Source organism: Streptomyces graminofaciens (genome assembly GCF_030294945.1).
Lineage (GTDB): Bacteria > Actinomycetota > Actinomycetes > Streptomycetales > Streptomycetaceae > Streptomyces > Streptomyces graminofaciens.
Genome location: NZ_AP018448.1, coordinates 9,103,085 through 9,116,246, shown reverse-complemented (window position 1 = coordinate 9,116,246; position 13,162 = coordinate 9,103,085). Strand labels below are relative to the sequence as shown.

At 72.0% G+C, this 13,162-nt stretch carries 10 protein-coding genes; 8 read left to right on the top strand and 2 right to left on the bottom strand.

What is annotated here, in order from left to right:
- Positions 1-107 precede the first annotated feature (107 nt).
- From SGFS_RS40115 to SGFS_RS40100, 4 genes are read left to right on the top strand one after another with little or no spacing between them, the layout of a single operon-like run.
- Positions 108-902 (top strand): hypothetical protein, encoded by a 795-nt coding sequence (locus SGFS_RS40115; protein ID WP_286257172.1) that lies wholly within the window; start codon positions 108-110, stop codon positions 900-902.
- Positions 902-1,582 carry an ABC transporter ATP-binding protein gene (locus tag SGFS_RS40110; protein WP_067252023.1) on the top strand — a complete coding sequence of 227 codons (681 nt, stop codon included), beginning with the start codon at positions 902-904 and terminating at the stop codon, positions 1,580-1,582. Before SGFS_RS40115 ends, SGFS_RS40110 begins: the two co-directional genes overlap by 1 nt.
- Positions 1,563-2,339 (top strand): ABC transporter ATP-binding protein, encoded by a 777-nt coding sequence (locus SGFS_RS40105; RefSeq protein ID WP_079079059.1) that lies wholly within the window; start codon positions 1,563-1,565, stop codon positions 2,337-2,339. The genes SGFS_RS40110 and SGFS_RS40105 overlap by 20 nt, the downstream gene beginning before the upstream one ends.
- A gap of 5 nt (positions 2,340-2,344) precedes the next feature.
- Positions 2,345-4,969 (top strand): ABC transporter permease, encoded by a 2,625-nt coding sequence (locus SGFS_RS40100; RefSeq protein ID WP_286257168.1) that lies wholly within the window; start codon positions 2,345-2,347, stop codon positions 4,967-4,969.
- A gap of 73 nt (positions 4,970-5,042) precedes the next feature.
- Here SGFS_RS40100 and SGFS_RS40095 read toward each other — a convergent pair whose 3' ends face one another.
- The gene (locus SGFS_RS40095; protein WP_286257167.1) at positions 5,043-6,632 is read right to left on the bottom strand and encodes an alkaline phosphatase family protein; all 1,590 of its coding nucleotides are present in this window, start codon (positions 6,630-6,632) and stop codon (positions 5,043-5,045) included.
- A 282-nt stretch (positions 6,633-6,914) separates the two neighbouring features.
- Entirely contained in the window at positions 6,915-8,231 is a 1,317-nt protein-coding gene (locus SGFS_RS40090) for a HAMP domain-containing sensor histidine kinase (RefSeq protein WP_286257165.1), read from the bottom strand.
- Positions 8,232-8,386: 155 nt separating this feature from the next.
- Here SGFS_RS40090 and SGFS_RS40085 point away from each other — a divergent pair, with 155 nt between their 5' ends.
- From SGFS_RS40085 to SGFS_RS40070, 4 genes are read left to right on the top strand one after another with little or no spacing between them, the layout of a single operon-like run.
- Positions 8,387-9,085: a hypothetical protein gene (locus SGFS_RS40085; protein WP_286257163.1), complete on the top strand. Its 699-nt coding sequence runs from the start codon at positions 8,387-8,389 to the stop codon at positions 9,083-9,085.
- Positions 9,086-9,089: 4 nt separating this feature from the next.
- Positions 9,090-9,830 carry an ABC transporter ATP-binding protein gene (locus SGFS_RS40080; RefSeq protein ID WP_286257162.1) on the top strand — a complete coding sequence of 247 codons (741 nt, stop codon included), beginning with the start codon at positions 9,090-9,092 and terminating at the stop codon, positions 9,828-9,830.
- Complete coding sequence (locus SGFS_RS40075) at positions 9,817-10,479, top strand: ABC transporter ATP-binding protein (protein ID WP_286257161.1); 663 nt, start codon at positions 9,817-9,819, stop codon at positions 10,477-10,479. Before SGFS_RS40080 ends, SGFS_RS40075 begins: the two co-directional genes overlap by 14 nt.
- Positions 10,476-13,127 carry an FtsX-like permease family protein gene (locus SGFS_RS40070; protein ID WP_286257159.1) on the top strand — a complete coding sequence of 884 codons (2,652 nt, stop codon included), beginning with the start codon at positions 10,476-10,478 and terminating at the stop codon, positions 13,125-13,127. The genes SGFS_RS40075 and SGFS_RS40070 overlap by 4 nt, the downstream gene beginning before the upstream one ends.
- Positions 13,128-13,162 lie beyond the last annotated feature (35 nt).

Genomic DNA, 13,162 nt, shown 5'->3' with positions numbered 1-13,162 from the left:
AAGAGAGCGGCAAGAGACGGCCGTCCCCTCCCGAACGGGCCTTCTCTTAATGGGCGCTTACCCGGGGCCGCACACGCTGTGGGTTCACCAGGCCCTGGGGAGGAGCCATGACCCGCAAACCCACCCTGCTGACCATGATCGGCGTCCTGATCGGCTCCGGTATCGCCGTCGGTGCCTGCAGTTCCGGTGCCGGCCCATCCGGCGGCTCGGCCACCTCGTCCAGCCCCGCTCCGGCCCCCTCCGCTCCGTCATCGACCGCACCGCGTGACCGGGCGTACCACCCCGTGATCGATCCGGCCAAGTTCAGCAACCGCGTCACCAACCGGTACTTCTCGCTCCCGGTCGGCACCACGCTGGTGTACGAGGGGACCCGCGACGGACGTCCCCAGCGCGACGAGGTGGTCATCACCAAGGAGACGCGCGTCATCATGGGCGTGCGCTGCACGGTCGTCCGGGACACCGTGACGAGCAACGGGGCCCTGGTGGAGAAGACCACCGACTGGTACGCGCAGTCCGCCGCCGGCGATGTCTGGTACTTCGGCGAGGCCACCGGCGAGTACACCAACGGCAACCTCACCAGCACCAAGGGCTCGTGGGAGGCCGGCGTGGACACCGCTCAGCCGGGCGTCGTCATGAAGGCGCACCCCAGGCCCGGTGACAGCTACCGCCAGGAGTACCGGCCCGGCGAGGCCGAGGACATGGCGAAGGTGCTGCGTACGACGGCCACGGTCAAGGTGCCGGTGGGGCGGTTCACAAACGTCGTCGTGACGAACGACACCGACCCGCTCAACCCCGACAAGGCCGACCACAAGTCGTACGCACCGGGCGTCGGACTGGTCCTGGCCGACCGGGTCCGCAGCGGCCACCACGAACACATCGCACTCGTCGAGAGGCGCGGCTGATGTCCACCGCGGCGGCCGTCGAAGCCGACGGGCTCTACGTCATCTACCGCGAGCGCGACCTGGAGACCGTCGCCCTGCGGGGAGCGGAAATCGCTCTGCCCGAGGGCACCTGGACCAGCCTGATGGGCCCGTCCGGCAGCGGCAAGAGCACCCTGGTCCATGTCCTGGGCGGCCTGCTCGAACCGAGCGGTGGCCGCGTCGTCATCGATGGCGAGGACATCACCCGCCTGCCGCCCGCGGAACGCGCCCAGCGACGCCGACGCCGCATCGGCATGGTGCTGCAGCGCGACAATCTCCATCCGCTGCTCGATGTGGGGGACAACATCGCCCTCCCGCTGCGCCTGGACGGGCGGCCTGCGCCTCACATCCGCAGTCGCGTACGCGAGCTGCTCGACAGCCTGGGCCTGTCCGACCGCGCGCGACAGCCGGTGGGGCAGCTCTCGGGCGGCGAGGCGCAGCGGGTGGCGATCGCTGTCGCCCTCGCGGCCCGGCCCACCGTGCTGCTCGCCGACGAGATCACCGGCGAGCTGGACGCGCGGACCGCCACCGGTGTCCTCGACATCCTGGCTCGCGTACGGGACGACGAGGGCGCGGCGATTCTGACGGTCACCCACAATCCGTCCGTCACGGAACGGGCGGACCTACGTCTGAGGATGCGCGATGGAATCGTCATCGAGTGAACCGGCGCCCGAATGCCCGCCAGAGTTCCCCTCCGCGTCCTCGGCCAAGGCTCGGACCGAGCCCCCGGCGGTGCGCGCCGAGCGTGTGACCCGCGTCCATCGCGACGGGCGGCGCGAGCTGAAGAGCCTGGACCAGGTGTCGCTGACCGTGTCGGCCGGCGAGGTGGTGGCCGTGACCGGTCCCAGCGGGGCGGGCAAGACCTCCCTGCTCCACATCCTCGGCGGCCTCGACACCGGGTACCAGGGCCGTGCGTGTGTCGCCGGGACGGACTGGCAGACGCTGCACGGGAGTGAACGGGCCCGCTTCCGACGGCGCACCTGCGGGTTCGTCGTCCAGGGGCTGGCCCTGCTGCCGCAGGCGACGGCCGCCGAGAACATCGAGGTTCCGCTGCTGCTCGACGGTGTCGCGCCGGGCGCCCGGCGGACTCGGGTCGCCGAAGCCCTCGCCCTCGTCGGCCTGGAGGACCAGGGCGCCAAACTGCCCGACCAGCTCTCCGGCGGTCAGCAGCAGCGCGTGGCCATCGCCCGGGCACTGGTGAACGGACCGGCCCTGATCCTCGCCGACGAGCCGACCGGCAGCCTCGACTCGACGACCGCCGCGTCCGTGGTCCGCCTGCTGCTGGCTGCGGCCCGGGAACGCGGAGCCGCGGTGGTGCTGGTGACCCACGACCCGCAGGTCGCCCGGCACGCCGATGCGAGCGCCCGCCTCCACTCGGGGCGGCTCGACACCCCCGTACACGAGTCACCCAAGGAGTGAGCGGCATGTTCTGGCTCGTCCTGCAGATCGCGCGCCGCGCGCCGCTGCGACTGCTGCTGGCAGCACTGGCCGTCGCGCTCCCCGTGGCCACGCTGGCCGCGACTCTCCTGTACGTCGACGACGCCTCCCGCGCCATGACGAGGGTCGCCCTTCAGCCAATCCAGGTGGAGATGCGCGCCCTCGCCACGACCCTGGACAGCGACCCCGTACGGCTCGGGCAGCAGCTGCAAACCGTGCACGGGGTGAAACAGGCCGACGTCTTCGCCTCCGCCGACGTCGTGGTGTCCGCGCCGGGCTCGCAGGCCCGGGTGAGCGCGCGGCTGTTCGCCGTCGACCCGGCATACCTGGCGCACCATCCGTGGGTGCACGCGTACGGCGACCTGCGGGCCGGGGTGCTGCTCAACGACGCCGTGGCTGCTTCACCCGGCTTCTCCGGGGCGCGGCGGGTCACCGTCGACCTGCGCGGCGACTACAAGCCGCTCGGGCTGTCCGTGCCGGTCGCGGGCCGGGCCGACCTGCGGGATGCCACGACCTGGTACGCCATCCCCGCCGGAGACGTCCAGGGCGACATCGCCGAGGTGCCACGGGCGATCGTCATGGACTACGCAACCTTCCGGCGGACTGTCCTGCCCGCCGTCCGCCACGCGCTGGGGCCCTCCACCTCCATCACCAACCCGGGGCTGTCCGAACTGCCGCCGGTGAGCCTGGAATCGCATGTCGCCGTCGACCACGGCACCTACCCCGCCGACCCGTCCGCCGCCGAGCGGTGGTCGGGCACCCTGCGCCGGACGCTCGAGCGCCGCGCACCCGGTGACGTCCTCGTCGCCGACAACGTGGCCGAACCACTCCTCGAAGCGGGCACCGACGCCACCAACGCCAGGTCCCTCTTCTTCCTCCTCGGCATCCCCGGAGTGCTGGTGTCGGCAGCCCTGGGCCTGGCCGCCGCCTCCGCACTGGCCGAGGCCCACCGCAGGGAGGACGCACTGCTGCGCCTGCGGGGCGCGTCCGACTCCCACCTCGTGCGGCTGGCCGTCGAGCAGGGGACGCTCGCCGGTTCCGCCGGGACCGTCATCGGTCTCGTGGCAGCGGGCGCCGCAGTGTCCGGCGTCGTCGGACACTCCGCGTGGCGCGACATCCCGGCGGGCTCGCTGACCGTTGCCGTCGTACTGCCGGTCCTCGTCGGCACCTCCGGACGCAAGGCCGCGCTGGTCGTCGACCGGCGCCTGCTCCCGCCGCCACGGCCCCCTCTGTGGCGGCGCGCCCATCTGGACGCCGTAGCTCTCGTCGTCGGGCTGGGCATCCTCGTCGGCAACTTCGCCTCGGGCGGGCTGAAGCCGGTCCCGGTCCAGGGACCGGCCCTGGCCCTGACCTTCTACGTACTGCTCGCACCGCTGCTGCTCTGGCTCGGCACGGCCCTGCTCGCCGTACGCGGTCTGCTGGCGCTGCTCGCCCGTTGGAGCAGGCCCGATCGGCCCCGGCCGCTGACCACCTGGCCGGGGACCATGCTGCGCTGGCTGGGCCGCCGACCGTCCCGTACGGCCGTGGCGTTGACCCTCGGAGTACTCGCGGTGGCGTTCGCCGCGCAGACAGCGACCTTCGCAGCCACCTACCGCACTGCCGCTCACCAGGACGCCCAGGCGTCGTTCGGTGCCGATCTACGGTTCACACCCGCCACCGAGGTGACACAGCCGCCGCCCGACGGAGGGTCGGGAGTACGGGCGATGACACCGATCCGCGCCGTTCCGGCCCGCGCGGGCAGCGACCGTAAGACGATCATGGCCGTGGATCCCGCCTCGTACCGCTCGGCGGCCGTCACCGCGCCGCAGATCACCCGGGGCGTAGGGCTCGACGCCCTGGCCCACCGTGCGAACGGGGTACTGGTCTCCCAGGAGATCGCCCAGGACTTCGGCGTGGCCCCCGGCGACACCATCCCCGTCACCGTCTTCCCGGACGACCTCGACCTGTCCCAGAAGCTCGACCTGCACGTGGTCGGCGTCTACCGTGCCTTCCCGCCCACCGATCCCCTCTCCGAGATGGTCATGAGCGTCTCCGAAGTCCCCGCGCCGGTGCCTCCACCGGACTTCTATCTCGCGGGCGTGGCCCCGGGATTCAGCCCCGGCGCGGTCGCCGACCGGATGCGGCAGGAGGGCAAACCCGCGGGCTACACCGTCTCCACGCTCACCGAACGCGTCCGACAGCAGCAGCGCGGGCTGACCGCGCTCAACCTCGACGGTCTGAGCCGTATCGAGGCCGTCTCGTCCGGCGCGGTCGCCGCGCTGGGGATCGGGCTGCTCGGCGCCTTCCTGATCCTCGAACGCAGAAGGGAGTTCGCCGTCCTGCGCACGGTCGGCGCAGATACCGGACAGGCCCTGACCGGCCCCGTCGTCGAGGGCACCGTCGCCGTGGTCGGCAGCCTGCTGATCGGCATACCCCTGGGCCTTGGCGTCGGCGTGCTCTCCATCCGTGTCCTGGGCCTGTTCTTCGCTCTTCCGCCGCCCCTGGTCACCGTCCCCGTCGATGCCCTCGCCCTGCTGGCCGGCCTGGTCGTGACCCTCTCCGCACTCGCACTGGGCTTGGCGCTGCGCCGCATCGGCCGTATCGAGGTCACCGCACTGCTGCGGGAGCCGTGAGCACGCGCTTCGACAGGGAGGCCGCACACGGCCGGTGCGCCCCGCCCGCGTCGGGCGGGGCGCACCGGACCGGTCAGCGGACCGGCAGCACCGTGGTGTGCTCCTCGCGCACAGCCTGCAGAGAGCGGGGGTTCAGACCGAGCAGGCTCAGGATCGTCGGTGCGATCTGCTTGGTCTGCACGCTCGTGGAGTCGCGCACGCCGTCCGGAACCGAGGCGCCCGACACCACCAGCGGAACGTCGAGGTCGTCAGCGTGGGCGCCGCCGTGCTCGGCGATCTTCTTGGTGCCGCCGGTGTAGACGACGCCGTACTGCGCGAGGCCGAAGATGTCCGGGACACGGGTGTCGCCGGCTTCGACGTGGAAGTAGTGGGCCGCGGCCTTCCCTGCGTAGACCTTGCTGAGCCCGCTGCGGGTGAAGGTCCTGGGCGCGGCGTTGATGTCGGTGCCGGTGCCGCTCTGCGCCAGCAGGTACCTCTTGGCGAACTCGGTGGCGGCTTGCGAGCGGTCGGTCAGCCAGAGCAGCATCGCGTCGTCGTCCACGGAGTGCGCGACCAGATCGCCGGCGGCGGGATGGAGTTTCTTCCAGGCGGCGTTGAGGCCGTCCAGCAGCGGGCCGTCGTCGATCCGGGTGAGCGCGGTGGGGTCGGTGGGCGACTGGCCGTGCTTGGCGGACAGGATGACCGTGGTGCTGTCGGCCAGGTGCCGCTTGGCGATCTCAGAAGTCAGGGCACCGATCTGCGCGTTGACGAAGTCCAGGTTCTTCGCCAGCAGCGGTCCGGGCACGTTCTTGGCGGTATAGCCGCCCTTGAGGCCGTCGGAGGCGGGCAGCTTCTGCGCGGTGGACACCGACTGGAAGTTGAGGCCGAAGATCGCCGGGGTGCCGACCTTGTGGACGCGGCTGTGGTCGTAGCCGTCGATCTCGTTGAGGACGGCCTTCACCTTGTAGCCGTCGTACTGCTCGGTGGCCTGGTTGTCCTTGGTCCAGTCGTCGCCGGCCGGGTAACCGAGGGCGTCGCTGTTGATCTCGGGCGTGAACAGGTCCTGGATGCCGGTGCCCGAGGGCCCGTTGAGGATTTCGTATGCCGCGTGCTTGTCCGACCACGCGGTGCGCAGGCCTGCGCTGCGGGCCACCTCGAAGATGGTGTTCACCTTGAGGTAGGAGTGCGGGTAGACCGGTTTGCAGGTCTTGGGGTCGACCGGCAGCTTGGAGGCGTTGATCAGGCTCGCCGGGTTGCCCGTCATCGACAGGATGCTGTCCGGCAGGCCGGTGAGGCCCTGACCGGCGTCGATGGATGCCTGGTTCTTGTCCAGGTCCTCCGTGAGGTCCACCTCGACACCGGGCTTGACGGCCTTGCAGCTGGTGGTCCCGGCGGGCAGGAGCGCCGCGTTGTAGGTGTCGTCGTAGTAGACGCCGGTGGTGCCGGGGCCGCCACCGGTCGCCTGGGCGACCATGCCGGGGAAGGAGTCGGACGGCGTGGTGGTCCTGGCGTGGGTGTACTCCACGCCGCCGCCGACCAGCCGCGCCAGTGCCGAGTTCGGGTGCCGGGAGACGTACCAGGCCAGGTCCGACTGGTGCAGTCCGTCGACCGAGATCAGCAGGACGTGCTTGGCAGGGGCCTGGTGGTGGGAGGCGGCGAACGCCGAGGGCTGGATGGCAGTCACGCCGGTCAGGACTCCGGCAGCAGCGAAAACGGCTGCGAGTCTGACATGACTTCTGGACATGTGTGCATCTCCCGGCTCTTTGGGGCGATTTGCGAGGCGGGCCCATCAGAGTCGCGTCTTGCGTACCGGAAACGGCGCGTGTGTGAACGCCCACGGAAGAAGCGGTCGCGTCTTCATCAAGCAGGTCTGCTTTTCTTCAAGACCGACGGAAGGCCACAGACCTGTCGAGCAGCCCGGTCCGTGAGAGAGCCACGACCGGGAGGGCGGCGCAGGACGGTCCTCTCATCCAGACGACTCTTGTGCCTCGTCCCGGTCGACGGGAATGAGCAAGGTGAAGGTGGCAGGGCGAGCACTGGCCAGGGAGATCCTGCCGCCGAGCGAGACGGCCAGGTCCCGGGCGAGAGCCAGGCCGATACCCGCTCCCGGTCCGCCCCCGGTGTGCCCCCGGTCGAACAGCCGGGCCGGCTCGCCCGCCACGGCACCCTCGTCGCTGACGTCGATGGCGAGGGCGTCCTCCAGGTCCCGCACGGTGACCCGGACGGTGCCGCGCCCATGCACGCGGGCGTTGTCCAGCAGGATGCCGAGCACCTCCGACACGGGCGCGCCTGGGACCAGGACATCGGTCGGTGTGTCCCGTGCGGCGCACTCCAGGCGTCTGCCGTCCCTGGCGAACAGGCCGTGCCAGCGTGCCTCGGCGTCCCGCAGCAGTTGCCCCACCGCGATTTTCCCGGCGGCGGAGGGGGACACCTTGCTGGCACCCGACAGGCGCAGCACCTCCTCCACCGTGTGGTGCAGTCGGTGGGTGGTGGCCAGTGCTTCGGTCAGGACGGGTCGCAGCCCGGCGTCGTCGTCCTGGGCGAGGCCCGCCTCCAGGGCGAGTTGCAGACCAGTGAGGGGGGTGCGCAGCTGGTGGGAGGCGTTGGCGGTGAAGTCGCGTTCGTGACGGAGGAGTTCGGAGAGGCTGTGCAGCATCTCGTTGTGGGTGCGGGCGACCTGGTCGATCTCGCCGATGCTGCTGGGGGCGGCACGGGCGTTCAGGTCGCCCTCGGTCACGGCCCGGCAGTGGCGGGACAGATCCTCCAACGGGGCTGCCAGGGCCCGTGCCTGACGGCGGGCCACGACCACCGCGACGGCCAGCGCCAGAGCCGCCACCCCCAGCAGCACCGCCCACGCGACGAGGACGCGGTCGCGCACGGAGGCTGCGGGGGACGAGACCCGCACGACGCCGATCACCTGCTCGGCGTGGGAGACGGGCACGGTGACCACCAGGTCGCCACCCGAGTGGCCCCGTACGGCCTCACCGCCCAGGGCTCGACGGACCGGTGCGTCGCCCGAACGGGGGCCGCTGCCCGCCCGCAGCCGCGACTGCGGGTCGTACAGACCGAGGTGGCCGCCTGCCGGGGGCCTCGGCAGTTCCGCCGGGTCGCCGGTCGCGTAGTCCGGGCTCACACGTACGGCCGCGGCCAGGGCGGACCGCTCCAGGGTGTCGCGCTGGTCGGCGTACAGGGACGACCTGATGGCCAGGGCGAGCGGGACGGCGAGGAGGACGACTGCGACCAGAGCGGCGGTCAGGGCGACTCGCACCACACGCTGTCTCATGACCCCATCATGCGGGCCGTTCACCAGGGCGGACGTGCTGCGCCACACGGTTTTGCCGTCCTCTAACCCACGGCGAGCAGGGCGTTAACCGGCCTCTCCCTAGCGTCGGTGCTGTGGATCGTCCGGTCCGAGGACTCCTCTGGAGGGCAGTGGTCATGGCAGCACGCACACGGACGTACGCGGTCGTCGGACTGGCCTTGGTGGCAGCGGTGACTGCGGGCTGTTCCGGGACGGGTTCAGGCTCGGGTTCGGGCTCCGGTTCGGGCTCCGGTTCGGGCTCCGGTTCGACGACGTCCCCGGCCGCTCCCACGGCCGGTTCCTCCTCCGGAGGCGGAGGTGGCAGCCGCGGGCAGAACAACGCGGCGCCCACCGAGTCCAACCCTCCCGGTGACATCCCCGACAACCAGGCGTTCGTCGCCTACCAGCCGAGCGGCGGTGCCTTCACCGGCTTCACGGTCAAGGTGCCCGAGGGCTGGGCCCGCACCGGCCAGGGCGGCACCACCGTGTTCACGGACAAGCTCAACACTGTGAGGATCACGGCGGTTTCCGCCGCCGCCGCGCCGACGACCGGCTCGGTCACCAGCAAGGTGATACCGCAACTGCGCTCCCAGGTGCCGAAGTTCGCCGCTCCCAAGGTGTCGGAGGTGACGCGGCACTCCGGCCGTTTGGTCCTGCTGACCTACCAGGGCGACTCGGCGAAGGACCCGGTGACCGGCAAGGTGGTGCGGGACGCGTTCGAACGCTATGCCTTCTATCGCGCGGGACACGAGGTCGACCTGACTCTGTCCGGCCCGGTCAAGGCGGACAACGTCGATCCCTGGCGCATCGTCAGCGACTCCTTCGCGTGGCGGTGAACCGATGCCAGTCGACTCGTACGACTCCCGCGACTCGTCCGACGATGTGCTGACCGCCCGAGAGCTGTACCGCTTCTACCGGGTCGGCGAGGAGGAGACGCTCGCCCTGCGCGGGGTGTCGCTGACGGTGCGACGTGGTGAGACCGTCGCGGTGGTGGGACCGTCCGGGGCCGGAAAGTCGACTCTGCTGGCATGCCTGGCCGGACTCGACGAACCCTCAGGCGGCGAGGTCCGCGTGAGCGGCGTACGGATCAGCCACCGGCCGGAGACCGAACGGGCCCGGCTGCGCGCCCGGCACATCGGCGTCCTGCTGCAGACCCGCAACCTGCTGCCCCACCTGAACGTGCTCGACAACGTCCGCCTGCCGCAGCGGGCGCAGGGCCGCAGGGCCCCCGTCCCGGCCCGGACCCTGCTGGCGCAGGTCGGGCTGGCCGGGCGGACACGTGCCCTGCCCCGGCAGCTGTCCGGCGGCGAGCTGGCGCGGGCAGGGCTCGCCGTCGCCCTGGCCAACGCGCCCGCCGTCCTGCTTGCCGACGAACCGACCGGTGAACTCGACGGCGAAAACGAACAGTTGGTGCTTTCCCTGCTGCGGGAGCGGGCCGCGGAAGGCTGCGCGGTGCTGCTCGTCACGCACAGCGCGGAGGCGGTCCGGGTCGCGGACCGGGTGATCACCCTGACAGACGGCAGGGCCACCGGTGCCCCGCCGCCGCACGACCGCGAGGAGGCACGCGATGTCGTCGGATGACGTACTCGTCAGCTGCACGGACGCGGCCCTGACTTTCGGCCGGGGAGCCCAGGCGGTGGTGGCCGTGCACGGCGCCGACCTGACGATCCGGGCCGGGGACCGGCTCGCTGTGGTCGGCCCCTCGGGATCGGGCAAGAGCTCGCTGCTCCATCTGATCGCCGGACTCGAACAGCCCACCCGCGGCACCGTCACCCGCGCCGCCTCCCTCGGGCCGTACGACATCGGCCTCGTGTTCCAGGGCGACAGCCTGATCCCCGCCCTGAACGTGGCCGAGAACACCGCCCTGCCCCTGGTCCTCACCGACCGCGCGGAAGACGAGGCCAGGCAGACCGCGCTCGCCGCGCTCGCCCTGGTGGACGCCGCCGACCTCGCCGAACGGCTGCCCGAGGAGATCTCCGGCGGTCAGGCCCAACGGGTGGCCGCCGCCAGGGTTCTGGCCCAGGCGCCTCGCCTGATCCTCGCCGACGAACCCACCGGCCGCCTCGACCACGCCACCGGCGCCCGTGTCCTGGATGCCCTGCTGACGGCTGCCGGCCACACCGGTGCGGCCCTCGTGGTCACCACCCACGATCCGGCCGTCGCCGCCCGGCTCACCGTCCGGCGCAGCATGCGCGACGGACGACTGCTCGCACCCGAGGAGGTGTCATGATCACCGCATGGGCTCACGGCCTGGCCCGCCACCGCACCGGCCGGCTGCTGGCCGCCCTGGCAGGCGTCACGCTCGCGGTCGCCCTCGTCGCCGCGCTCGGCTCCTTCCTCACCGCGTCCAAGGCGACCATGACCCAGCGCGCCCTGCGCTCGGTCGCCGTGGACTGGCAGGTCCAGGTGCAGCCCGGCGCCGACCCGAACGCCGTTCTGTCCCTCGTGCAGAAGACTCCCGGCACCTACACCGCGCTGCCCGTCGGCTTCGCCCACACCAGCGCGTTCACGGCCCGTGTGCAGGGCAGCACCCAGACCACCGGCCCCGGCGTCGCCCTCGGACTGCCCGACGGCTACCGTGCCCGCTTCCCGGACGCCGTCCGTACGCTGTCGGGCTCCTCCACCGGCGTCCTGCTGGCCCAGCAGACCGCGTCCAACCTGCACGCCGCCCCGGGCGACACCATCGGCGTCCAGCTTCCCGGTGCCGGCCTGCGCCGGGTGAAGGTGGACGGCGTGGTCGACCTGCCCCAGGCCGACTCCCTCTTCCAGACCGTCGGTGCCCCCAGCCAGTCGCAGCCGACCGCGCCCCCTGACAACGTCGTCCTGCTGCCCGCCGCCCGGTTCGCCTCCCTCACCCGCGGCGCCACTGCCGTCACCACCCAGATCCACGTCGCCCGCAGCAACACCGGGCTGCCCTCCGACCCGGCCGCCGCGTTCTCCTCGGTCACCGGTGCCGCCCACAACCTGGAGGCTCGCTCGGCAGGCACCGCCCTGGTCGGCAACAACATCGGCGCCGCCCTCGACTCCGCCCGCCAGGACGCCCTGTATGCCCAGATCCTCTTCCTCTTCCTCGGCGTGCCAGGAGCGGTCCTGGCGGCCGCGCTGACGGCGGCGGTCGCCTCGGCCGGCGGCGAACGGCGGCGCCAGGAACAGGGGTTGCTGCGACTGCGCGGGCTGCGGCCCCGTCAGATCACCGGCCTCGCGGGCCTGGAAGCCGCCCTCATCGGTCTCGCCGGGGGCCTCGCGGGGCTGGGTGTTGCCGCGCTCACCGGCCGTCTCGCGTTCGGTGCGGCCTCGTTCGGCGCGAGCGCGGGGCATTGGGTCGTCTGGTACGCGATCGCCTTCGCACTGGGAGCCGCGGTGGCCGCCGGTGCCGTTCTCGTCCCCGCGCTGCGGGACCTGCGCTCGGTCACCGTCGCCGACACCCGCAAACAGGAGGGCGTACGCCCCTCCCGGTCGCCCTGGTGGCTGCGGTGCGGCCTGGACTTCGTGCTCCTGATCGGCTCGTGGCTGGTCTTCCGTGCCTCCTCCGGCAATCAGTACGCGCTGGTCCTCGCCCCCGAGGGCGTTCCCAGCATCTCCGTGTCGTACTGGGCCTTCCTCGGCCCCGCCCTGCTGTGGATCGGCGCGGCCCTGTTGCTGTGGCGCCTGACCCTGCTGGTCCTCACCCGTGGCCGTCCCGTTCTGACCCGGCTGGCCCGCCCACTGACCGCGACCTTGGCCGGGACCACCGCGGCCGTACTGACCCGGCGCCGGCGACCGCTCGCCCGCTCGGTGGTACTGCTCGCCCTGGCCGTCTCCTTCGCCGTGTCCACCGCCGTCTTCAACGCCACGTACCAGCAGCAGGCCGAGGTCGACGCCCGGCTCACCAACGGCGCCGACGTCACCGTCACCGAACCGCCCGGGGCCCAGGTCCCACCCGCTTCCGGAGCGGCCCTGAAGATCTCAGGTGTACGGCACGTCGAACCCCTCCAGCATCGCTTCGCCTATGTCGGCTCCGACCTCCAGGACCTCTACGGCGTGCGCCCGGACACCATTGCAAGGGCCACCTCACTCCAGGACGCCTACTTCGCCGGCGGCGGCGCCCGGCAGCTGATGCGACGCCTTGCCCAGCACCCGGACAACCTGCTGGTCAGCGTCGAGACCGTCAACGACTTCCAGCTCTCCCCCGGCGACACCGTCAACCTGCGCGTCCAGGACGCCCGCACCAAAGCCCTGCATACGGTCCCCTTCCACTACGCGGGCATCGCCAAGGAGTTCCCCACCGCCCCCAAGGACAGTTTCTTCGTCGCCAACGCCTCCTACGTCGCCAACGCCACCGGCAGCGACGCGGTGGGCGCCTTTCTCCTCGACACCGGCGGCAGCCACCAGAAGCAGATCGCCGCACAGCTGCGCGGGCAGCTCGGCACCGGGGCCACCGTCACCGACCTCACCCAGACCCGCGGCACCGTCGGCACCAGCCTGACGTCGGTCGATCTGGCGGGCCTGACCCGCATCGAACTCGCCTTCGCGGTGCTGCTGGCCGCGGGAGCCGGTGGGCTCGTCCTCGCCCTCGGGCTCGCCGAGCGCCGCCGTACCTTCGCGATTGCCACGGTCCTCGGCGCTCGGGCACATCACCTGCGGGGCATGGTCCTCACCGAGGCCCTGCTGCTGGCCGCCGGCGGTCTCGCCGGAGGCGCCCTGATCGGCTGGGCCCTGTCACAGATGCTGGTCAAGGTCCTGACCGGCGTCTTCGATCCGCCACCCGCCGGCCTCTCGGTCCCCGGCACCTACCTCGCACTCACCGCCACTGCCGCCGTCGCCGCCATCCTCGCCGCGGCCCTCAACGGCATCCGCACCACCCGACGCCCCGCCGTGGAGGAGCTCCGCGACCTGTGAACACTCCCCGCGCGCAGGACGAGCTCCCCACCCTG